The sequence below is a fragment of the Paraburkholderia atlantica genome, assembly GCF_000092885.1.
Taxonomy (GTDB): Bacteria; Pseudomonadota; Gammaproteobacteria; order Burkholderiales; family Burkholderiaceae; genus Paraburkholderia; species Paraburkholderia atlantica.
Window position 1 is genome coordinate 223157 of the sequence record NC_014118.1, and the last position, 20970, is coordinate 244126.

General features: G+C 65.4%; 20 protein-coding genes and 2 pseudogenes. 5 read left to right on the forward strand and 17 right to left on the reverse strand.

Annotated elements, in window-relative coordinates:
• Positions 1 to 37: 37 nt before the first annotated feature.
• The 10 genes from BC1002_RS17015 to hyfB all read right to left on the reverse strand — a co-directional run bounded on the left by BC1002_RS17015 (position 38) and on the right by hyfB (position 12114).
• Positions 38 to 625: a nucleotidyltransferase family protein gene (locus BC1002_RS17015; protein ID WP_013091235.1), complete on the reverse strand. Its 588-nt coding sequence runs from the start codon at positions 623 to 625 to the stop codon at positions 38 to 40.
• Between the two features lie 132 nt (positions 626 to 757).
• Positions 758 to 2971 (reverse strand): xanthine dehydrogenase family protein molybdopterin-binding subunit, encoded by a 2214-nt coding sequence (locus BC1002_RS17020; RefSeq protein ID WP_013091236.1) that lies wholly within the window; start codon positions 2969 to 2971, stop codon positions 758 to 760.
• Positions 2968 to 3969, reverse strand: a complete 1002-nt coding sequence (locus tag BC1002_RS17025; RefSeq protein WP_013091237.1) for an FAD binding domain-containing protein — start codon at positions 3967 to 3969, stop codon at positions 2968 to 2970. Before BC1002_RS17025 ends, BC1002_RS17020 begins: the two co-directional genes overlap by 4 nt.
• An 11-nt stretch (positions 3970 to 3980) precedes the next feature.
• Positions 3981 to 4697, reverse strand: coding sequence for a 2Fe-2S iron-sulfur cluster-binding protein (locus tag BC1002_RS17030; protein ID WP_041734892.1), 717 nt, complete (start codon positions 4695 to 4697; stop codon positions 3981 to 3983).
• 275 nt (positions 4698 to 4972) lie between these two features.
• The gene (locus BC1002_RS17035; RefSeq protein ID WP_013091239.1) at positions 4973 to 5482 is read right to left on the reverse strand and encodes an NADH-quinone oxidoreductase subunit B family protein; all 510 of its coding nucleotides are present in this window, start codon (positions 5480 to 5482) and stop codon (positions 4973 to 4975) included.
• Positions 5482 to 7044 (reverse strand): hydrogenase large subunit, encoded by a 1563-nt coding sequence (locus BC1002_RS17040; protein ID WP_013091240.1) that lies wholly within the window; start codon positions 7042 to 7044, stop codon positions 5482 to 5484. Before BC1002_RS17040 ends, BC1002_RS17035 begins: the two co-directional genes overlap by 1 nt.
• Before the next feature lie 3 nt (positions 7045 to 7047).
• Complete coding sequence (locus BC1002_RS17045) at positions 7048 to 8511, reverse strand: hydrogenase 4 subunit F (RefSeq protein ID WP_013091241.1); 1464 nt, start codon at positions 8509 to 8511, stop codon at positions 7048 to 7050.
• Positions 8504 to 9163 carry a formate hydrogenlyase gene (locus BC1002_RS17050; RefSeq protein ID WP_013091242.1) on the reverse strand — a complete coding sequence of 220 codons (660 nt, stop codon included), beginning with the start codon at positions 9161 to 9163 and terminating at the stop codon, positions 8504 to 8506. The genes BC1002_RS17045 and BC1002_RS17050 overlap by 8 nt, the downstream gene beginning before the upstream one ends.
• Entirely contained in the window at positions 9164 to 10114 is a 951-nt protein-coding gene (locus tag BC1002_RS17055; RefSeq protein WP_013091243.1) for a respiratory chain complex I subunit 1 family protein, read from the reverse strand.
• A complete protein-coding gene (gene hyfB / locus BC1002_RS17060; RefSeq protein ID WP_013091244.1) occupies positions 10108 to 12114 on the reverse strand; it encodes a hydrogenase 4 subunit B in 2007 nt (668 codons plus the stop codon). Before hyfB ends, BC1002_RS17055 begins: the two co-directional genes overlap by 7 nt.
• Positions 12115 to 12303: 189 nt before the next feature.
• On the opposite strand from hyfB, the gene BC1002_RS17065 reads away from it, so the two are divergent.
• Both BC1002_RS17065 and BC1002_RS17070 read left to right on the forward strand, forming a co-directional pair.
• The gene (locus tag BC1002_RS17065; protein WP_013091245.1) at positions 12304 to 13071 is read left to right on the forward strand and encodes a YoaK family protein; all 768 of its coding nucleotides are present in this window, start codon (positions 12304 to 12306) and stop codon (positions 13069 to 13071) included.
• A gap of 108 nt (positions 13072 to 13179) precedes the next feature.
• On the forward strand, positions 13180 to 13365 hold the full coding sequence (locus tag BC1002_RS17070) for a CopG family transcriptional regulator (RefSeq protein ID WP_013091246.1): 186 nt from the start codon (positions 13180 to 13182) through the stop codon (positions 13363 to 13365).
• A 23-nt stretch (positions 13366 to 13388) separates the two neighbouring features.
• Here BC1002_RS17070 and BC1002_RS17075 read toward each other — a convergent pair whose 3' ends face one another.
• A complete protein-coding gene (locus BC1002_RS17075; protein WP_013091247.1) occupies positions 13389 to 14225 on the reverse strand; it encodes a spermine/spermidine synthase domain-containing protein in 837 nt (278 codons plus the stop codon).
• Positions 14226 to 14314: 89 nt separating this feature from the next.
• Positions 14315 to 14659, reverse strand: coding sequence for a zinc ribbon domain-containing protein YjdM (locus tag BC1002_RS17080; protein WP_013091248.1), 345 nt, complete (start codon positions 14657 to 14659; stop codon positions 14315 to 14317).
• Between the two features lie 298 nt (positions 14660 to 14957).
• On the opposite strand from BC1002_RS17080, the gene xth reads away from it, so the two are divergent.
• On the forward strand, positions 14958 to 15767 hold the full coding sequence (xth, locus tag BC1002_RS17085; protein WP_013091249.1) for an exodeoxyribonuclease III: 810 nt from the start codon (positions 14958 to 14960) through the stop codon (positions 15765 to 15767).
• Between the two features lie 98 nt (positions 15768 to 15865).
• Here xth and BC1002_RS17090 read toward each other — a convergent pair whose 3' ends face one another.
• From BC1002_RS17090 to BC1002_RS36365, 4 genes and pseudogenes are all read right to left on the reverse strand, one after another.
• A complete protein-coding gene (locus BC1002_RS17090) occupies positions 15866 to 16132 on the reverse strand; it encodes a CsbD family protein (RefSeq protein WP_013091250.1) in 267 nt (88 codons plus the stop codon).
• A 181-nt stretch (positions 16133 to 16313) separates the two neighbouring features.
• Positions 16314 to 16997 (reverse strand): Pr6Pr family membrane protein, encoded by a 684-nt coding sequence (locus BC1002_RS17095; RefSeq protein ID WP_013091251.1) that lies wholly within the window; start codon positions 16995 to 16997, stop codon positions 16314 to 16316.
• Positions 16998 to 17073: 76 nt separating this feature from the next.
• The gene (gene motB, locus BC1002_RS17100) at positions 17074 to 18108 is read right to left on the reverse strand and encodes a flagellar motor protein MotB (protein ID WP_013091252.1); all 1035 of its coding nucleotides are present in this window, start codon (positions 18106 to 18108) and stop codon (positions 17074 to 17076) included.
• Positions 18109 to 18122: 14 nt separating this feature from the next.
• Positions 18123 to 18505 (reverse strand): annotated as a pseudogene (locus BC1002_RS36365) (MotA/TolQ/ExbB proton channel family protein); the annotation flags it as partial.
• Positions 18506 to 18827: 322 nt separating this feature from the next.
• Here BC1002_RS36365 and BC1002_RS38905 point away from each other — a divergent pair.
• A pseudogene (locus tag BC1002_RS38905) lies at positions 18828 to 18969 on the forward strand (DUF2252 domain-containing protein); the annotation flags it as partial.
• A 70-nt stretch (positions 18970 to 19039) separates the two neighbouring features.
• Here the strand turns inward: BC1002_RS38905 and BC1002_RS17120 are convergent.
• Entirely contained in the window at positions 19040 to 19873 is an 834-nt protein-coding gene (locus tag BC1002_RS17120) for a polysaccharide deacetylase family protein (protein ID WP_013091253.1), read from the reverse strand.
• Positions 19874 to 20148: 275 nt separating this feature from the next.
• Here BC1002_RS17120 and BC1002_RS17125 point away from each other — a divergent pair, with 275 nt between their 5' ends.
• On the forward strand, positions 20149 to 20913 hold the full coding sequence (locus BC1002_RS17125) for an SDR family oxidoreductase (RefSeq protein WP_013091254.1): 765 nt from the start codon (positions 20149 to 20151) through the stop codon (positions 20911 to 20913).
• Positions 20914 to 20970: the final 57 nt, after the last annotated feature.

The following is a 20970-nucleotide window of genomic DNA, read 5'->3' on the forward strand; positions in this document are numbered from 1 at the left end:
GCGGGCAGACCAGTCTCGGCGAGGCTGAGGTTAGCCGCTAGAGCGTGCGCAAATCGTCCGGCGTATCCACGTCGCGCAGAATGCCGGGATCGTCGACGTCGATGCGCGTCAGCGCTCGTGACTTGAGCAGCGCCTTCGCGCCGGTGTCGCCGTCCAGCGCGAGCAGCGCGTCGCGGTGCTCGCTGCCGAAGCCGACCGGATGGCCGCGCTGGCCCTCGTAGAACGGCGCGACGAGTGGCGCGCCGTTGTCGAGTGCGCGGGCTACCGCTTCGATCGTCGGAATTGCGATGCGCGGCATATCGGCGAGCGCGACGATCCAGCCTTCGGCGTCGTCGCTCGCTTCGATGCCGGCGGCGAGGCTCGCGCCCATGCCGCGCTCGGCGCTCGCCGCGAACACGACATCGCAGCCGGCATCGTTCAGTACGCGGGCGAGCGCGTCGGAGCCCGGCCGCACCACGGCGAGCACGCGCGTGACGACCTGCAGCAGCCGATGCGCGGCTTCATGCGCGACCAGCGTGCCGTCGGGCATCTGTGCGAGCAGTTTGTTGTGCAGCCCGTGCGGATCGAAGCGCGAGCCGAAACCGGCGGCGAGCAACACACCAGTGGCGAGCGAGGCGTAGGCCATCGGCGGATACCGGTAGAGAGGAATGCCCCGATTGTGCGATGCAACGGGGCGGCAGGCAAGCGCGGCAAGGCAAGCCCGATGCCCACCGCCCGCCGCTTTCGCCGTCGCACCATGTCCGGCGCTGCCGCTGGTTCAGGTCCTCACCACCTTGTCCAGCGTGATCGGCAGATCGCGCACCCGCACGCCGGTCGCGTTGTACACCGCGTTCGCGATCGCGGCCACCACGGCCGTGATGCCGATCTCGCCGATCCCGCGCACGCCGAGCGAGTTGATGTACGGATCGGGCCGGTCGATGAACGTAATGTCGATCGTGCCGATATCGGCGTTCACCGGCACGTGATACTCGGCGAGGTTCGCGTTCGTGAAGCGTCCGAAGCGCTCATCGAGCGTGCTTTCCTCCTGCATCGCCGCGCCGATGCCCCACACGATGCCGCCCATCATCTGGCTGCGCGCGGTCTTGTGGTTCAGCACCCGGCCGACGTCGTACACCGCGACCACGCGCGGCACGCGGATCGTGCCCAACTCGGCATCGACATGGACTTCGACGAACACCGCGCCGAACGAGTGGAACGAGTATTTCTGCTTCTCGTCGCCGGGCTTCACGGTGGCGGTTGCCTCGATCGGCTTGCCGCCCGCGCGCGCGATGATCGCGGCGGCAGGATCACGCTTGCCCGGTTGCGAGCGGCTCACGACCCAGCCGCTTTCGACGATGACGTCGTCGAGCGGCAAGCCATGCACCGGGGAGGCCGCATCGGCGAGCGCCAGCGCGATCAGCTGGCTGCGCGCCTGGCTCGCCGCGTCGCGTACCGCGGGCGACACGCTGGCCGCCGACTGCGAGCCGCCCGACACCGGCGCGCGCGGCAGCGACGAATCGCCGAGCGCGAAGTGGATCTGCTCGGGCGTGAAGCCGAGCGCATCGGCGGCGACCTGGGTCATCACCGTATAGGTGCCGGTGCCGATATCCTGCGTGCCCGATGCGACCACCGCGGTGCCGTCCGGCAGAATCTGCGCGAGCGCCGACGCCTCGCTGCGATTGGCCGGATAGGTCGCGGTCGCCATGCCCATGCCGATCAGCGTGTTGCCGTTGCGCATCGAACGTGGCGTTTGCGAGCGGCGGGACCAGCCGAACTTCTCGGCGCCGATCTGATAGCACTCGCGCAGCGACTTGCCCGACCACGGCTTGTGCTCCTGCGGATCGCTGTCCGCGTAGTTCTTCAGGCGCAGCGCGAGCGGGTCCATCTTCAGCGCGACGGCGAGTTCGTCCATCGCCGATTCGAGCGCGAACGAGCCGGTGGTTTCGCCCGGCGCGCGCATGAAGGTCGGCGTGCCGACATTGAGCTGCACGAGCCGGTGCGTCGTCACCTGGTTGGGCACCGCGTACAGCATGCGCGTGACCATGCAGCAGGTCTCGGTCCAGTCTTCGATCATCGACGTGTTCGAGATGCTGTCGTGGCGCATCGCGCTCAGCGTGCCGTCATGCCGCGCGGCGATCACGAAGTGCTGCTCGGTGCGCGGCCGCGCGCCGACCGGGCCGAACATCTGCGGCCGTTCGAGCACGAGCCGCACCGGCCGCCCGGTTTGCCGCGCGGCCATCGCGCACAGCGACACGTGCGACCACGACGAGCCCTTGCAGCCGAAGCCGCCGCCGATCAGCGGCGATATCACGCGCACGTCGGACACCGGGATCGCGAACGTCTTCGCGAGCACCTGGGCGGTGCCGCTCACGCCTTGGGTCGAGTCGTAGACCGTCAACTGCGGGCCGTCCCAGTGCGCCATCGTCGCGTGCGGCTCCATCGGGTTGTGATGCTCGATCGGCGTCGTGTAGGTGGCCTCGATATGCACGTCGCCGCTTTGCATGCCGTCTTCGAAACTGCCGCGCTGCGTGTCGGTCTGGCGGCCTTGCGGCTTGTCCGGCGCATGCGCGTGCGGCTTCGCCTGCTCGAAGTCGAGCGCCGCAGCGCCCGGCTGATAGACGATGCGCAGCTGGCGCGCGGCATCGGTCGCATGTTCGAGCGTATCGGCGACGACCACCGCGACCGGCTCGTTGCTGTAGTGCACCTCGTTGTCTTGCAGAAGCGACAGGTGCCGGCCGGCCGGAGGCGAGAGCGCGGGCTTGCCACCGTTCGGCAGGCGCGGCGCGTTCTGGTAGGTCATCACGAGCAGCACGCCGGGCACGGCTTCGGCGCGGCTCGCATCGATCGACGAAATCGTGCCGGCCGGGATCGTGCTCGTCACGAGCACCGCATGCGCGAGGCGTGCACCGGGGAATTCGGCTGCATAACGGGCGTCGCCGGTCACCTTCAGCAGTCCATCGACGCGATCGAGCGGTTGTCCGATCAGATTCATGCGACACCTCCCGCGTTGCCGGCGGCCTGGTTGACCGCGCGCACGATCGCGCGCTGCGCGAGCTGGACCTTGAAGGCGTTGTCGTGGCGCGGCTGCGCGCCGCTCAACGCGGCCGCGGCGGCGTTCTTCAGCGTGGCCTGGCTGAGCGGCTGGCCGCTCAGCATGTGTTCTGCCACGTTCGCGCGCCACGGTTTGTGCGCGACGCCGCCGAGCGCGATGCGCGCGCTCTGCACGCGTTCGCCGTCCATCTGCAAAGCGGCCGCGACCGATACGAGCGCGAATGCGTAGCTCGCGCGGTCACGCACCTTCAGATAGTGCGAATGCGCGCTGAACAGCGGCGGCGGCAAATCCACTGCGGTGATCAGCTCGCCGGGCTGCAGCGTGGTATCGACGTCGGGCCGGTCGCCCGGCAGCCGATGGAAGTCGGCGAACGCGATCGTGCGCTCGCCGCCCGGGCCGTTCACGCGCACCAGCGCATCGAGCGCGGCCAGCGCGACGCTCATGTCCGACGGGTTGACCGCGATGCATTGCGGGCTCGCGCCGAGGATCGCGTGCGCGCGGTTATGGCCGTCGAGCGCGGCGCAGCCGCTGCCGGGCAGGCGCTTGTTGCAATGCGTAAAAGCGGTGTCGTAGAAGTAGCCGCAGCGGGTGCGTTGCAGCAGATTGCCGCCGACCGTCGCCATGTTGCGCAACTGCGGCGACGCGCCCGCGAGCAGCGCTTGCGACAGCAGCGGGTACTGCTCGCGCACCAGCGCGTGATTGGCCGCGTCGCTATTGCGCACCAGCGCGCCGATGCGCAGGCCGCCGCCGGGCAGCGTCGTCACCGAGTCGAGGCCGCCGATGTGCGTGATGTCGATGAGCCGCACCGGCCGCGCGACGCCGCCCTTCATCAGATCGAGCAGATTCGTGCCGCCGCCGATGAACACCGCGCCGGGCTGTTGCGCGGCGCGCACCGCGCTGGCGACGTCACCGGCGCGTTCGTAGGAGATCGCATCCATGTCGGTCTCCGTCAGGCGTGCTCGTGCGCGGCGCGCACCGCGGCAACGATGTTCACGTACGCGCCGCAGCGGCAGATGTTGCCGCTCATGCGCTCGCGGATTTCGTCGTCGGTGAGCGCGGCGGGACGCGCGCGCACATCGGCAGTCACGGTGCTCGCCGTGCCGTTGCGGAACTCGCCGAGCAGGGCGGTCGCCGAGCACAACTGCCCGGGCGTGCAGTAGCCGCACTGGAACGCATCGTGTTCGATGAACGCGGCCTGCACCGGACTCAACGTGCCGTTGCTCGCGAGTCCTTCGACGGTCGTGATGTTCTCGCCTTCATGCATCACGGCGAGCGTCAGACACGAGTTGATGCGGCGGCCATCGACGAGCACCGTGCAGGCGCCGCATTGACCACGGTCGCAGCCTTTCTTCGTGCCCATCAATCCCGCGTATTCGCGCAATGCGTCGAGCAGCGTCACCCGCGGTTCGAGCTGTAGCGCGTATGCGCGGCCGTTGACGGTCAATGTGACGGCGTGCGGCGGCACTACAGGGTTGCTTTGCGGCGCGGTTGAGGCGGGTGCCTGCTCTTGCGCGCGCAGATGCGGCGCCGCGCCGATCGTCGCGGCGGCCGCCGCCGATTGCAGGAAGCGGCGGCGCGACGGTTGGGAAGGAGTGGTGTTGGGCTCGGCGGTCGACTCCGAAGCGGGGGTGTCCCCGCAATGCTGACATTCTGTAGGCGTGGTCATGACGATCTGTTGACTCCACTGAAAGGTCAATGCAGGCTGACGACGCGTCGATGTCCAACGCATCGCGTTGACACAAAACCATTGAGCAGCAATTTAAGTGCCGTTGCAGGCGCAGCTACAACGGTATTAAAAACTCGCTGCAAGCGCAAAGCCGATCTGCGCAATAAAGGCAGGCCAATATGCGCAATGACCAGGAAGGAGCCGGGCTGGAGTCGCGCAAACACGTGCGAAATTGCAGGTTTTGCGCCTGGAAAAAAGCGAAATCGACCTGCGGCTCAACGCGCCCGGCAGGCTGTGAGGATGCCTCGCAGCAAATCGATCGGCGGCGGCGGACATCCGGGGATCGTCACGTCGACCGGCAAGATCGACGAAACCGGGCCGCACACCGCGTAACTATTGGCAAAAATGCCGCCCGTGCACGCGCATTCGCCGGCGGCAACGACGAGTTTCGGAGCGGGGGTCGCGTCGTACGCGGCGAGCAGGGCCGCGCGCATATTCAGCGTCACCGGCCCGGTCACGAGCAGCAGGTCCGCATGCCGCGGACTCGCGACGAATTTGATGCCGAGCCCTTCGATGTTGTAGTACGGGTTGTTCAGCGCGTGGATCTCCAGTTCACAACCATTGCATGAACCCGCATCGATCTGCCGGATGCATAGCGCCCGCCCGAGCAGATCGAGTATGTCCTCGCGAATGCGTCGCTCCTCGTGAAGCCACGCGTCTTCTGCCGCCGGCGCAGGTTCGCCGGGAAAATCGGTGCGCGCGAATTGCCGGATCAGTTGCCACATCAGAGATCGTGCCCCGCGTAGTTCAGGTTGAACGACTTGTTGATCAGCGGGAAATCAGGAACGATGTTGCCGATGATCGCGTGTTCGAGCGCCGGCCAGTTCTGCCATGACGGATCGTGGCAATGGCATCGGCCGATGACGTCGCCCGGGGCGAGATCGAGTGCGACGAATACGTCCCCCCGCCAACCTTCCACCCAGCCTACTCCTTGCGCGGGGGCCGTTGCAGGCCTCATGGCGACGACCGCGGGACCGTCATCGGGAAGATTGGTCAGCAGCGTGCGGATCAGGCGCAGCGATTCATCGATTTCGGCGAAGCGCACGGCGACGCGTGCGGCCACGTCGCCGCGCGCATCACCGATCGCATTGACCGCGATGTCGTCATACGGAGCAGCGCGCAGGTTCGCACGAACGTCGAAGATTCGGCCGCTGGCGCGGGCGGCCATGCCACGCACGCCGAAATGCTCGACGACAGCGGGCGTCAATCGGCCCGTGCCGAGGAATCGATCCTGCAGTCCGGACTGGTCCTCGTAGACTTTGCGCATCACGTGAACCTCGCGTTCGATGCGTTCGCATTGCCGCGTCAGCACCGCCGCGTCGTCGCCGCGAACGTCGACCGATACTCCGCCCGGTACGATCCGATCCATCAGGTAACGATGTCCGAACAGGCGGGCGTTCGTCCGTATCCAGTCCTCCTTTAGCCGCGAGAATTGCGCGAGTCCGAAGCCGAACCCGGCGTCATTGCCCAGCGCGCCGAGGTCGCCCAGGTGGTTGGCGACGCGTTCTCGTTCGAGCAGAAGCGCACGCAGATACAGTGCGCGCTTCGACAGTTGCGTGCCGCTGGCTTGCTCGAGCGCCATGCTAAAGGCCCACGCGAACGCGACGGTCGAGTCGCCCGCAATCCTGGCCGCAACCCGATGACCGTGCGACGCGGGAGTGCGTTCAAACAGACGCTCGACGCCGCGGTGCACATAGCCGAGACGTTCTTCGAGGCGCAACACCTTCTCGCCGACGACCGAGAAGCGGAAATGCCCCGGCTCGATAGTGCCGGCATGAATTGGCCCGACAGCGATCTCGTGCACGCCATCGCCCGCAACCTGCACGAATGGGTAATCCGCCTCGCTCGATTCGAAGGCTTCGACTCCGCTCGCCTGCCGTTGCAGCGGGAAATAATCGTCGGGCCAGTTGCCGTGATTGAGCCACGGGCGCGTGTCCTGGGCGCCACGCGCGCGCAGGCCGGTCAGATCGAAGATCGCCCGTTGCATGCGAGTCGCACACGGGAAAACAGTGGCGAGATCGGGATAGTCTCCACCGGCCTTCTGCTTACGCCCGATCGGCAGGCGCACCCACACTATGCCGTCATCGCATTCGTACGCGGCGTTCACCGAGAAACCCTCTTCGGCTGCTTCGCTGCCCCACATCGCAACGAGGCGCCCCTGCTCCGATCGCGCGGTGCGCGCAAGCCCGAGCCACGCTGATTCATCGGCGCTCACCACGGCTGCTGGAATCTGGCCCGCACGATGTGTGAGGCGAGTGGCGGCAAGTTGCATCGATTCGAGTCGCATCGGTCACCCCGCCAACATCGTTGCAGCCTGGCGATACCACGTCGCCAGGTACGGTGGCACATAGAGCCCCAGCATCAACCCCAGACCCAGATGCACGAAGACCGGCAGCGGCGCGGGACGATGCTCGAGCGGTTTTGCCGTCGTCGTCTCACCGAACACCATGCGCTGCACGCGCGCGAAGATCGCCGCGAATGCAACGGCGAGGCCGAGCAGCAACAGCGGCGCTGTCCACGGCAGCGTGTTCATCGCGGTCGTCAGGATCAGGAACTCGCTTGCAAACACGCCGAACGGCGGCAGGCCGAGAATCGCGAGCGCGCCGAGCATCATGCTCCAGCCGACGGTCGGGCTGACCTGCAGCAGCCCGCGAATGCCTTCGATCGCCTGCGTACCCGTCTTTTGCGCCGCGTGGCCCACCGCAAAAAAGATCGCCGACTTGACCAGAGAATGGACGGTCATATGCAGCAGACCGGCGAACGTCGCGACCGGGCCGCCGAGGCCGAACGCGAACGTCATCAGTCCCATGTGCTCGATCGACGAATACGAGAACAGCCGCTTGACGTCCTTCTGCCGAAACAGCGAGAACGACGCGATCAGCACCGACACGAGCCCGAACCCGACCAGCAATCGTCCCGGCAGGCCATTGCCGAGCGCGCCGTCCGCCAGCACCTTGCAGCGCAGCACCGCGTACAGCGCGACGTTCAGCAGCAGCCCGGACAGCACCGCTGAAATCGGTGTCGGGCCTTCGGCGTGCGCGTCCGGCAGCCAGTTGTGCATCGGCACGAGGCCGACTTTCGTGCCGTAGCCGACCAGCAGGAACACGAAGGCGATCGACACGATGGACGGGTCGAGGTGCGTCCTGACGGCGGCAAGGCTCGTCCACAGCAGCGCGTCGCCGTCGCTCAGTTGCCGGCTCGCGGCGAGGTACAGCAGAATCGTGCCGAACAAGGCCTGCGCGATGCCGACGCCGCACAGGATGAAGTACTTCCAGGCGGCCTCGAGGCTCGCGGCGGTCCGATAGACGCTGACGAGCAGCACGGTCGCGAGCGTGGCACCCTCCATCGCGACCCACAGCACGCCCAGGTTATTGGTCAGCAGCGCGAGCAGCATCGCGAACATGAACAACTGGTACATGCTGTGATAGAGGCGCATGCGCGGCGCGGTCATCCGCCCGCGCGCCTCTTCGATCTGCATGTACGGCCGCGAAAACAGCGACGTCGTCCAGCCGACGAAGGCAGTCAACGCGACGAGGTACACGTTCAGGGGATCGACGAAGAATGCACGGTCGAACGCGAACGACGGTCCGTGTTCGACGGTGCGCGCGGCGAGCACGAGCGTCGCCGCGAACGTCACGAAGCTGAAGCCGGCGTTCAGGTTGCGCGCCACCCCAGCAGGACGCACGGCCGCGAGAGACGCGGCCGCCACCAGCGGAATGCCCAGCACGGCGAGCACGACGTGGGCGTCATTCATCTTTGAGTTTCTCGAGGTGATGGATGTCCAGGCTGTCGAACTGCTCGCGAATCTGGAACATGAACACGCCCAGAATCAGAATCCCGACCAGCACGTCGAGCCCGATACCGAGTTCCACGATCATCGGCATGCCATTGGTGGCGGCCGTGGCGGCAAAGAACAGCCCGTTCTCCATCGACAGGAAGCCGATCACCTGGGGAACCGCCTTCGCGCGCGTGATCATCGCCATGAACGACAACAGCACGCACGCCAGTGCGATCCCGAGCGTGCCGCGCGCGGCCGACGTCGCAAGCTGGCTGATCGGCGACGCGACGTTGAACGCGATGATCACGAGCACGATGCCGATCAGCAGCGTCGTCGGAATGTTGATCAGCGGCTCGACGTCGGCCTGAATGTCGAGCCTGCGCACGAGCCGATACAGAATCCACGGAATCACGCCGACCTTCAGCACGAGCGTCAGTCCGGCCGACACGTACAGGTGCGCATCACCCGTCACGAATCCGAGGATCAGGATTGCCAGCACCAGCGCGACACCCTGCAACGTATAGAGATGAATCAGCGACAGGATGCGGCGCTGGCTCAGCATCGCGAACGACAGCATCAGCAGCACGGCCGCGAGGAAGTTGATCAGTTGCGTCGCGTAGGCGTGCATTCAGGCTCCCAGCAGCAGATGGACGAGCATGCCGATCACGGCGAGCAGGAAGGCGGTCGCAAGGAACTCCGGAACCCGGAAAATCCGCATCTTCGCGTTGGCGGTCTCGACCACGGCCAGCGCGGCGCCGCCCACCATCAGCTTGACGAACAGTGCCGGCACCGCGAACACCAGCGCGAGCGGATTACCCGCCGCGGCGATCCCCCACGGCATGAACAACGCAATACCGATGCACGAGTAGGCGAACAGTTTGAGACTGGCTGCCCATTCCATCAGCGCGAGGTGCCGCCCCGAATATTCGAGGATCAGCGCCTCGTGGATCATCGTCAGCTCGAGGTGGGTGGTCGGGTTGTCGACGGGCAGCCGCGCATTCTCGGCGAGCGACACCAGCGTGAACGCTATGCCGGCAAACGCCAGGCTCGGGTAGATCGTCAGCTCGCTGTGTCCGAGCGTCGCGACGATGCTCGTGAGCAGCGTCGACTGCGTGATCAGCGAGGCCGACAGCAGCACCATCAGCAAGGCCGGCTCCGCGAGGAAACCGACCAGCATCTCGCGGCGGGCGCCGAGCGTGCCGAACGCCGTGCCGACATCCATCGCCGCGAGCGATAGCGCGACGCGCGCGAACGCGAACAGGCCGACGAGCGCGATCGCATCCGCGGCGGGAGACAGCGGCAATTCGGTCGACAGCGTCGGCACGACTGCGCAGGCGAGCGTCATCGCTGCCCACACGACATAGGGCGCGCCACGGAACACCGGACTCGCGCCATGAGCGACGACCGACTCCTTGTTGAACAGCTTGTGGAGCATCCGGTACGGCTGCCAGATGCTGGGCGCGCGCCGGTTCTGCAGCCACGCGCGGCACTGGTTGACCCAGCCCGTGAGCAGTGGCGCGGCGGCAAGCGCCACGATGATCTCGAGGCTTTGCGATAGCACGCCGGATAGGGTCACCATCGTCTCACCAGCATCAGGAGCAGGATCAGCACGGCGAAGCTGTAGGTCAGGTACACGGCGATCCTGCCCGTCTGCAGCCGGCCGGCCCATTCCGCCGCACGTTGCGTGAGTGCCGCGATACGGTCATAGAGAATCGACCACGTGCGGTCGGCGACCGAGACCCGGTAGGCCGGCTGTGCGTCGAACGGCGACGGCAATTGCCGCTCGATGCGCAGCAGCGGCGCGAAGATCTCCCGGATCGGCTGCCCGAAGCCTTCCGCCGTGTCCTGCATCCGCGCGGTCGTGAACGGGAAGCCGCAACTCCACGGCGCGGCCCGTCGCAGCCGACCGTGGTAGAAGCGCCGTACCAGCACCCACGCAAGGCCGCAGCAGGCGACGAAAAACAGCATGAACACGACGGGCATATAGCTCGCCCGCGCGCTCGATACCGGCACGAAGATCAGCCAGCCATGATTCTCCGCGCCGATTCCGGCACCGACGAGCACGCGCGTGACCCGGTCCAGCACCTTGACGAACTGCGTGGGCATCAGTCCGAGCAGCACACCGGCCACCGCGAACCAGCAGAACGCGAGCCGTTCCCATCTGTTCGCGTCGTATGCGCGACTCAGTTTCGCTTCTCTCGGCTGCCCGAGGAAGACGATGCCGAAGAACTTGACCATCGTGTAGCCGGCCAGCGCTGCCGTCATCGCGACGAGCGCGGCCGCGATCGGCACCGTCATCGCCAGCACGGAGTTCTGCAGACCGGGCGTGAACAGGAAGCTTTGCAGCAGCAGCCATTCCGCAACGAAGCCGCTCATCGGAGGCAAGCCGGCGCTGGCCGCGACGCCTGTCAGCACGGCCCAGGCGGTCCACGGCATCACACGGATCAGGCCGCCGAGCTTGCCGAGATTGCGCTCTCCGGTGGCGTGCAGCACGGCCCCGGTGCCGAGGAACAGCAGGCTCTTGAAGGCCGCATGCGCGACGATCTGGTAGAGCATCGCGGTCAACGCCAGCGCGGACAGCTCCGTCATTCCGTACGCGCGAAACAGCACCGCGAGCCCGAGCGCAACGATCATCAGGCCGACGTTGTCGATCGACGAATACGCGAGCAGACGCTTCATGTCGACCTGGATCGTACTGAACACCACGCCGAGCAGCGCGGTGCCGATACCCAGCACGAGCAGCAGCGCGCCCCACCAGGCGATCGGCAGATGCAGCAGGTCGAACACGGTTCGGATCAGGCCATACAGACCGACCTTCAGCACGAACCCGCTGAGCAGCGCCGATACGGGGGATGGCGCCGCGGGATGGGCGTCCGGCAGCCACACGTGCAACGGGAACACGCCTGCCTTGGCGCCGAATCCGACCAGCGCGAACAGGAAGGCGAGCGAAGCCCAGAACGCGTCGGGCGACTGCGCGCGCAGGTTGGCAAACGTGTAGTCTCCGGTGCGCGCCTGCAGGATGCCGAAGCAAAGCAGCAGCGCGAGCGCGCCGACGTGGGAGATCAGGAAGTACAGGTAACCCGCGCGGCGGATCTCGGCGATCCGATGGTTGGTCATCACGAGGAACGTCGCGGATAGCGTCAGCGTTTCCCAGGCGACCATGAACCCATACGCGTCGTCGGCGATCAGCACGAGCGCGATGCTCGCGATGCAAACGTGGTACTCGAAACAGATCAGTCCGGGCGCCGACCCTTCGCCCTTGCGGAAATAACCGGCGGAGAAGGCGCCGATCCCCGCGCTGACGACACCGAGCACGAACAGGAAATAGCCGGATAGCGCATCGACGCGCAGATGGAACGGCAACCCGGGCAGGCCGATCGGCAGCACCGCGATGGTTGGTTCGGTGAAGATGCCGGCGAGTCCCGCCGCACCCAGCAGCAGCCCTCCCAGCGCGCCGAGCGGAAACAGCCCGTGTGCGACGAATCGCGTGCGATGCAGAACTCCGAGACCCAGCGTGCCGACCGCGAGCCAGGCGGCTGCGACCAGCAGGACGAAATGGACGACCGGGAAGGGTGCCATCCGGAATGTCTCCAGTACGCTCGGATTGGACGAGGAGCATGGAATGAGCTCCGGCTTGCCGGCCTCACTCGAAGCGCATTATGACATCAGAAACCAATCTGGATAACAGGATATGATAATGTAATTATCATGTGAGCCACATGTCCGCCACGTATTTGCTGTTGTTTCAAGCGATTGAGTGAAGATCCTATGCCTGCGCAGTACTTTCGAAGCCTGACGGGAAAACACCGCAGCACGAGCGCGAACCGTCAGCTCGGGTTTTCTCTTGCCTTCGTCGCCGGTGCCACCAATGCCGGCGGCTTCCTTGCGGTCAGGCAATACACGTCGCATATGAGCGGGATCGTGTCGGCGATCGCGGATCAGGCGGCGCTCGGGGACCTCCGGCTGGTGCTGGCCGGCATCGGTTCGCTGGCATCGTTTCTGGTCGGAGCGGGGTGCTCGGCCGTGCTCGTCAATTGGGGGCGCCGCCGCAGCCTGCAAAGCCAGTACGTGCTGCCGCTGGTGGTCGAGGCCGCGCTGCTGCTGCTGTTCGGTCTGCTCGGCAGCCACCTCGCGCTACGCGAAGCGTTCTTCGTCCCTCTGACCGTGATCCTGCTGTGCTTCATCATGGGGCTGCAGAATGCGATGATCACCAAGCTGTCGGGCGCGGAGATCCGGACGACGCACATGACCGGTATCGTCACGGACCTCGGTATCGAGTTGGGTAAGCTTTTTTACTGGAATCGGTCGGTGCTCGTCGACGACGAGCACGCGGTCATCGCAAACCGCGCGAAGCTGAGGATCCACGGCACGATGCTAGCGGCGTTCTTCGTGGGCGGCCTGCTCGGCGCAATAGGTTTCAAGCATGTGGGCTACGTGTCGACCGTGCCGCTCGCTGGCGTACTCGTCACGCTCGCGATCGTGCCCGTCGTCGATGATCTGCTGACCTATCTCTGCCGGTTCGAGCGCAGGCACTGAGCTCCCGCGAGGCGGGGAGAATGCTGGCCGGAAATGCCGGTTACCGTCGTGCCGTCGCAAGCAAATGCATTATAATTTGGTTAGCATATTTGCCGACCCGTCCTCGCAATGGAAACGAAAACCGCACGCCTGACCGTCCTGATCGACCCTGCCAAGAAAGAGGCATTTGAAATGCTCTGCTCGGCGCAGGATCTGACGCCGTCACAAGTCGTCCGCCAACTGATCCGCGAGTATCTCGAGCGTCACGGCGTGACCTACAAGACCAAGAGCCCGCTCGCCAAGCGTGGCCGCTGACGCCCGGGTTGACCTCGCGCCGGTCAACCGCCGATTTCCCAATGCCCTTGTCCTTGCTCACGCCAGACCAGCCGCTTCGGATCGAGGCGCTCGCCCTCTTTCAGATGGCGAGCAGTGGCGGACAGTTTGAGTTCGTCCGCAAAGGCAAACGAAAGGGCGCGCTCGAATAGCACTTGCCTGGGCGGCAAACGCTGCCCGCTTTTCCAGGCGAACGCGACGAAGTTGCTGTCGTCGCCGCACCGAGCGATCGCATAGCAAACGCCAAATACGGATCTCAGCCACTCGAGGTGCTGCGGTATGGCCGGATCGTCGTCCGTCAAGTTGATGACGAGGACGCCCGTTTCGGTCAAGCGCTCGCGACAGGCGGCGAAGAATGCGAGGTTCGCACAACGGCTCGCCATCCCTTCCGCGACAAACGCATCGAGCAGGATCACGTCCGTGCGAATGTCATCCTGCATCAGGTAGTCCGCGCCATCGGCGCAAATCACCTTGAAACGCGCGTCGTCCGCGGGAATCCTGAATACGTCACGCAGCGCGATCACCTCGGGGCTGATCTCGACTGCGTCGATCGCGACCTCAGGCAGGTGCCGATAGCAATATTTCGCCAGCGATCCCCCACCTAGTCCGATCATGCAGATGTGCGTGGGGGCGGGCCGCAGCAACAGAAATCCCATCATCGCGCGGGTATAGCCGAGCGTGAGCTTCTCCGGGTTCCTGAGCGACATGAAGCTCTGAGTGGCGAAGTGATCGAAGTGTAGCGACACCGCGTGCTGCGTCTCCAGCACGAACGGTTGCCCATCACTGATTGGCGTGGACATGAATTTGACGAACGCGTCGTACGAGGTTCGATCCTCAGCCATTCTCGGTATGCTCGGGTAGCCAACCAGTCGATTGAATCATGCAGTGCGGACTGCGCCTCGGAGCGGGGCCGCCAACGGCGAACGGCCCCTCAGACCTTCTTCAGAAAGCAGGCCTTGAGCATGAAGCTGCCGGCGTCGGTCTTGCAGTCGATTTCGTGATCGCCGCCGACGATCCGGATGCTCTTCACCTTGGTGCCCATCTTCAGCGTGATCGACGAACCCTTGACGCGCAAATCCTTGATCAGCACGACCGAATCACCGTCGGCCAGCACGTTGCCGTTCGCATCCTTGACGACGCTGCCCGTGGGTTCGTCGCTCGCGTCGGCACCAGCGTTCGCCGACCATTCGTGACCGCAGTCCGCGCACACGTACAGCGTGCCGTCAGGGTAGGTGTTTTCCATTGCGCATTGCGGGCATGCGGGGGCAGCGTTCATTGCAGCTTCCATTGAAACGGTTTCAAGTCAGTCAGTAAAAAAGGCGGGCAACCCGCCTCGCCGGAGTCGGCGTCGTGCCGGCGGCTCATCGGCGCACAAGATTATAATGCAATACACATGCCGTTACCGTCCGATTAGCAGCTGCTTTCGGCGCCATTGATCAGACGTGCTGGTAGCTTCGCAGCGGATGTCGACAGGTTCGAGCTGGATGGAAATTTGCGGGTGATAAATTTGGAACGGGCCAACCGGGCCAAAATGGGGTCGGTGCTCGCGGTGCCATAGCGACGGAGGGACGATCATGGCGAAGCTGCGCATTGCGACGTTCAATATCAACGGAATCCGCTCTCGGCAGGCGGCGCTATTGCAATGGCTCGAGCGCGAGGCGCCGGACGTCGTGTGTCTGCAGGAACTGAAGGCGGTGGATAGCGCGTTTCCCGTCGACGCATTGCGCGAAGCCGGCTATGGCTCCGTGTGGCAAGGCCAGAGCGCGTGGAACGGCGTGGCGATTCTGGCGAAAGGCGACGCGCCGCTCGAACGGCGGCGCGGTTTGCCCGGTTTCGAAGACGACACGCATAGCCGTTACATCGAGGCTGCGGTCGGCGGCGTGCTGATCGTGTGTCTGTATCTGCCGAACGGCAATCCGCAGCCGGGCCCCAAGTTCGACTACAAGCTCGCGTGGTTCGATCATCTAATCGCGCATGCGGCGCAACTCTACGAGAGCGGCCACCCGGTCGTGATCGCAGGCGACTTCAACGTCGTGCCGACCGACGAAGACATCTACAACCCGCGCTCGTGGCTAAAGGACGCGCTGTTGCAGCCGGAGAGCCGCGAGCGCTATCGCAAGCTGCTCGCGCAAGGCTGGACCGATGCGCTGCGCACGCATTTCGGCGACGAGCGCGTCTACACGTTCTGGGATTATTTCCGCCGTCATTGGGACACGAATTCGGGGCTGCGCATCGATCATTTGCTGCTGAGCGCCGATCTCGCGCCGCGTCTGCGCAACGCGGGTGTCGACCGCTGGGTGTGCGGCGAACCGCACGCCAGCGACCACGCGCCGACGTGGATCGAACTGGAGATGGGCGCCGGCCGCAAGAAGAAGAGCGGCTAGTAAAGCAGCGGGCGATCCGCTTGTAGCGGAGCGCCCGCTTGGGTGCGACTGCTTCGCACTGTCGATCGGCGTTTAAGATCCGGTGCGCCGTCCCTGCTTTAGTCGTAGTCGCGCCCGCCGCGCGACCACAGCGCGCCCATCACGAACCCGGCGAGTGCGACGACGGCTAGCGTCGTGAACGGGTTTTCGGCCGTCGTGTCGCGCACGAGGCTCGTCGTGTTCGCGCATAACTGCTGCGCTTTGCCGCTCAACTCGCGAGCCTTGCCCGCCACCTGCGCGCTGGTGTCGCCGACTGCGTCGCCGACCGCGCTTTGCACCTTGCCGGCGACTTCCTTTACCGCGCCTGCCGCTGAATTCGTGTCCATATGCATCGCTCCTGTAGTCATATTTACGTGCGGGCCCGCTGCAATTGCAACACGCCTGCACAAGGGCGCCGCGCAAGCCGCGCCAGTGCGGCGTCAGCCTGCGTCAGTGACGAAAGGGGTGCAAGAAGTGCGCCCGGCAACGCGGCGCAACGCATCCGGCCAGATGGAATGAGCTGGAACATCATCGTCGGCGCCTGGAATTGATGCCGACGAACACCGCCAGCAGCATCAGAAAACCGCCGAACAGCAGCGCGGAATTGACGAGCACCTGGCGCAGCCCGAGCGTTTCGACGTCGATGAACGGATACGGATAGAAATCCGACAGGCTGCCGCGCCAGAACGTGATGCCGAGATAGGCGAGCGGATAGACGAGCCATAGCAGGCAGTGGCGCAAGCGCAGATGGAAGCGCGGCACGAACAGCACCCAGTAGAGCGCGGCGAGCATCGGCAGCACGCTGTGCAGCGACTCGTTGAGCAGGAGCCGGTAGGGCGACAGCGGCCACAGTCCGCGCAACAGCACGTTGTATGCGATGCCGACGAACACCATGTACGCGACCACCGCGGTCACGACGGTCGGTTGCCGGAAAAAGCGCACGAGCGGCGAGCTGTGCTTCCACAGCGCGACGCAGGTGAAGCAGAATGCGCTGGCGAGCACGGTCAGATTGGTCAGGTAGCTGCTCATGCGCGCGAGCGCATCGAACACGGTAAGACCGCGCGCGAGCGTGCGATCGATCGTCAGGTCGGCCTGCGCGAGGATCGCCATCCACGCGATCAGCGCAATGACCGCCGCCAACATCAGCGACGACACACTAGGCGTATGCAGCGGCAGCTCGGACTCGCGCTGCGGAACGAGGGTAGGGCGCATGCGCTCGATTCTACGCGCGGTGCGCCCGCGGTCGCATATGCTTTCGCGCGCATGCGAGCCGGCGGTTGCGAAAATACTACGGGGTACTACGCGTGGCGATGACGGGTTGGACAGCAGGCTGCGAAGCGGGTTGTAAAGCGGGTCGCGAACCCGGTAGCAGCCGCGCCGACCGGGCCGGAAGCGCTGCGCCCACCGGCGACGATTCATCGAGCGTGGCGCGGCCGCCGTCGTGGAAGAACGCCTGCTCCGCGGCCTTGTTCAGCACGAGGATGCTGATGCGCCGGTTGGTCGGCTCGTCGGCGACGTGGCTGTTCAGCGGCAGCACGTCGGCGAGGCCGCGCATCTGCAGCAGCTTGTCGCCGTGCATGCCACCGGCAACCAGCGCGCGCCGCGCGGCATTCGCGCGCTCGGACGACAGCTCCCAGTTCGAGTAGCCTTCGGGGCCGGCTGTGTAGGGCACCGCGTCGGTGTGGCCCGCGATCGAAATGCGGTTGTCCACGTCGTTCAGCGCGGCGCCGATCTGCGTGAGGATCGTCACCGCGTACGGCTGCAGCTTCGAGCTGCCGGACGCGAACATCGGCCGGTTCTGCGAATCGACGATCTCGATGCGCAGGCCCTCGTTCGTGATCGAGATGCGAATCTGGTCCTTGAACGCGTTCAGCACGGAGCTCTGCTCGATCAGTGCGCTGAGTTTCGCCTTCAACTGCTGCAAGCGCTTCGCATCCATCGGCGTGACCGCGGGCATCGCGGCGCGCGGCGGCGTCGGCTCGGTCTGGCTCTTCGTGCCGACGCCGGGCCGCGTATCGGAGATGTCGCGCCCGCCGCCCTGCACGACGCTCGGCCGCGCCGCTGCGGTGCCTTCATTGCCGCCGAGCAGACTCGACAGCGGCGTGTTGAAGTAATCCTCGATGCCCTGCTTGTCGTATTTCGACGTCGAGCCGAGCAGCCACATCAGCAGGAAAAACGCCATCATCGCGGTGACGAAGTCGGCGTAGGCGATCTTCCATGCGCCGCCGTGATGCGCGCCGTGCTCGTCGCCCTTCCTCGAACGGCGCACGATTACCGGCGCGGGCGCTTCTACCTGCGCCGCGCGCGATCTTCTTTCTCTCACGTTGCCGCCCGGGGTCAGGCCGACTTCGGCATCTTCGTCGCGCGCACCGCGTCGTCGAGTTCCTGGAAGCTCGGGCGGTCGGCGGTGAACAGGACCTTGCGGCCGAATTCCACCGCGACCGGCGGCGCGTAGCCGGACAGCGATGCGAGCAACACCGCCTTCACGCATTGATATGGCTTGGCTTCGGCGCCATTTCGTGCACGTTGACGTTGCCGCCCGAGATCATGCGCAGATAATCGACGATGAAATCGAGCAGATGATGATCCTCCAGCACTTGCGAGTACTTCTGGAAAATCACGCTCTCTTCCGGGCTGGTGACGTCGCTTTCGAGCGCCATCATCCCTTCCTTGCGTGCCTTTTGCAGCAGTTGGTACAGCAGCGCGATCAGCTGCAGATACGCACGTTAGGGAACAGTGCGGAACGCGCCCTTTTTCAAGGGCTATCGTGCGTCGCCAAATCCTGCAGGGATGGGTATACGGCGCGCTTCGCGTTTGCTGAAGTGCATGGCGCGACGAACAACGAAATTTTCACCAGACGGTGAGTTCGGCCCAAAGAACCTCGGTAAGTTTGTCCGCTTTTGCGTGCGATTCCAGCCAGCGTGGTGCGGGAAAAGCGCCAGAACATTTTTACCGATGCGGTTTTTCGGACCCGTTATGAGCGCGCGTGCAGCTCTCGGTTTTAACGACGCCATGTGCGGCAAAGCAAAACGGAGAGAAAGCATGAAAGCCAGCACCATTGCCGAACGGGAAGCGCGCGGCCGCGCCGCGCGCGAGCATTCGAAACGCTCGTGCCATCGGGCGGTCGGCGAGTTGCACCGCGATCCGATCGAGTTGCTGAAGCAAAGCAGCGCGCAGCGCGTACGGACGAGGATATGGCGGCGGATTTTCGCGTGTAGCGTCGCATCCACGCGATGTCACTTCAAGGGCGTGGGTTACGCATCGACGCGCGCTTCACGCAGCGTGACGAACCGCAGATGCCGCTCGCGCGCCGCTTCGATCACGCTCGGCAGCACCGCGAGAATCAGCGGCTGTCCTTCGATCGTCAGCGCGGCGTTGCCATCGTGCAGCAACAGGATGTCGCGCGCGGCGAGGCCATCGAGCAGCCGCCGCGCGACCACGTGCGGGTTGCGCTCGCGCGTATCGTAGCCGCGCCGTGTCCACGCCGCGAGACGCAGATCGAGCTTGCGCAGCACCGGCTCCAGAAAGAGGTTGCGCAGCCCGGCGGGCGCGCGGAAGAACATCGGCCGAGCGCCGCTGACGGTTTCGAGCGTGCGTTGCGCGGCGGCTATCTCGCGCGTCAACGCGTGCGGGAACGTGACCGAAAACGTATGCACGTGCATCTGCGAATGATTTTCGAGCGCATGTCCGCGCGCGACGATCTCACGCGCGAGCTGCGGATAGCGCTCGACCTTCGAGCCGATGCAGAAGAACGTCGCGCGCACGTCGAACGCGTCGAGCAGATCGAGTACTTGCGGTGTGACGACGGGATCGGGGCCGTCGTCGATGGTCAGCGCGATCGCATCCGCGTTGCGCGGGCTCGCGGGCAGGCGGGTCCAGTTCGGTCCGAGCAGCGTCGTGCGGGGCAATAGTCCGGTGACCGTAAACAGCGCGTGGTTCGCGACGATCGCGGCGAGCCACCATGGCCACGCGGCCGGTGCGACGGCCACGCCGATCAACACGATCACGTGCCAACCGATCGTGCCGTTCAGCAGTGCGGAGTTGCGGCTACGCGGCCAGCGGCGCCGCGGGTTCGGGCATTCATTCATCAAACGTGCTTCCAGTACGCCTTCGTCCGTCCACGGAAGGCTGTGAATCTTGCGCGCGATGCGCAACCGCGAACGATACCACTGTTGCGCGCGCCGACGTGCCGCGTTCGGCGGCCACGTACCCGGTGAAAGGGGGCTCAAAGACGTGGGGCGGTTTGCGATCGCCGATTCACTGTTGTATGGTGCGGAGCGAAAAGAGCCGCGCGTGTGTAGGGCGATCGGAGCGATTGCCGCAAAAAGCGCGCACCGCAAGCGAACACAACAGGAGAAGCGCGATGTGGCAATCAGGAAACAGCAAAGTGGCGCTGGTGACGGGCGCGGGCAGCGGCATCGGCCGCGCGTGCGCCTTGACGCTTGCGAAGCACGGCTATAGCGTGGTGCTCGCCGGACGCCGCCAGGCCGCGCTCGATGCGGTCGCGCAGGAAGCGCGGGCGCAACACGGCGACGCGCTCGCGGTGTCGTGCGACGTGACCGAACCCGACAGCGTCGCCGCGCTGTTCGACACGATCCGGGCGCGCTTCGGCCGGCTCGACGTGCTGTTCAACAACGCGGGACGCAACGGCTCGCCCGTCGAGCTCGATGAAGTGAGCATCGACGAATGGCGCTCGATCGTCGACACCAACCTGAACGGCGTATTCCTTTGCACGCGCGCGGCGTTCGGGCTGATGAAGACGCAGAATCCGCGCGGTGGCCGCATCATCAACAACGGCTCGATTTCCGCGCATGCGCCGCGTCCGAACAGCGCCGCCTATACGGCGACCAAACACGCGATTACCGGGCTCACGAAAGCGGTGTCGCTCGACGGCCGCAAACACGACATCGTGTGCGGACAGATCGACATCGGCAACGCGGGAACCGAGATGGCCGCGCGGATGGCGCGCGGCGTGCCGCAAGCGAACGGTGAGATCGCGGTCGAGCCGCTGATGGACGTGCAGCACGTCGCCGACGCGGTGCTGCATATGGCGAGCCTGCCGCTGTCGGCGAACGTGCAGTTCATGACGATCATGGCGAGCAAGATGCCGTTCGTCGGGCGCGGCTGAGCGGCGCGCAGCACCATCTTGCAACCCGGAGCGGCGCGTGCGCGTTCAACTTATACT

Coding starts and splice junctions, on each gene's coding strand:
- BC1002_RS17075 (WP_013091247.1), bottom strand. CDS start 14,225: ATGGCTGAGGATCGAACCTCGTACGACGCGTTCGTCAAATTCATGTCC.
- BC1002_RS17030 (WP_041734892.1), bottom strand. CDS start 4,697: ATGACCACGCCTACAGAATGTCAGCATTGCGGGGACACCCCCGCTTCG.
- BC1002_RS17020 (WP_013091236.1), bottom strand. CDS start 2,971: ATGAATCTGATCGGACAACCGCTCGATCGCGTCGATGGACTGCTGAAG.
- BC1002_RS17080 (WP_013091248.1), bottom strand. CDS start 14,659: ATGAACGCTGCCCCCGCATGCCCGCAATGCGCAATGGAAAACACCTAC.
- BC1002_RS17035 (WP_013091239.1), bottom strand. CDS start 5,482: ATGTGGCAACTGATCCGGCAATTCGCGCGCACCGATTTTCCCGGCGAA.
- BC1002_RS17095 (WP_013091251.1), bottom strand. CDS start 16,997: ATGCGCCCTACCCTCGTTCCGCAGCGCGAGTCCGAGCTGCCGCTGCAT.
- hyfB (WP_013091244.1), bottom strand. CDS start 12,114: ATGGCACCCTTCCCGGTCGTCCATTTCGTCCTGCTGGTCGCAGCCGCC.
- xth (WP_013091249.1), top strand. CDS start 14,958: ATGGCGAAGCTGCGCATTGCGACGTTCAATATCAACGGAATCCGCTCT.
- BC1002_RS17090 (WP_013091250.1), bottom strand. CDS start 16,132: ATGGACACGAATTCAGCGGCAGGCGCGGTAAAGGAAGTCGCCGGCAAG.
- BC1002_RS17015 (WP_013091235.1), bottom strand. CDS start 625: ATGGCCTACGCCTCGCTCGCCACTGGTGTGTTGCTCGCCGCCGGTTTC.
- BC1002_RS17050 (WP_013091242.1), bottom strand. CDS start 9,163: ATGCACGCCTACGCGACGCAACTGATCAACTTCCTCGCGGCCGTGCTG.
- BC1002_RS17065 (WP_013091245.1), top strand. CDS start 12,304: ATGCCTGCGCAGTACTTTCGAAGCCTGACGGGAAAACACCGCAGCACG.
- BC1002_RS17125 (WP_013091254.1), top strand. CDS start 20,149: ATGTGGCAATCAGGAAACAGCAAAGTGGCGCTGGTGACGGGCGCGGGC.
- BC1002_RS17055 (WP_013091243.1), bottom strand. CDS start 10,114: ATGGTGACCCTATCCGGCGTGCTATCGCAAAGCCTCGAGATCATCGTG.
- BC1002_RS17120 (WP_013091253.1), bottom strand. CDS start 19,873: ATGAATGAATGCCCGAACCCGCGGCGCCGCTGGCCGCGTAGCCGCAAC.
- BC1002_RS17040 (WP_013091240.1), bottom strand. CDS start 7,044: ATGCGACTCGAATCGATGCAACTTGCCGCCACTCGCCTCACACATCGT.
- BC1002_RS17025 (WP_013091237.1), bottom strand. CDS start 3,969: ATGGATGCGATCTCCTACGAACGCGCCGGTGACGTCGCCAGCGCGGTG.
- BC1002_RS17045 (WP_013091241.1), bottom strand. CDS start 8,511: ATGAATGACGCCCACGTCGTGCTCGCCGTGCTGGGCATTCCGCTGGTG.
- BC1002_RS17070 (WP_013091246.1), top strand. CDS start 13,180: ATGGAAACGAAAACCGCACGCCTGACCGTCCTGATCGACCCTGCCAAG.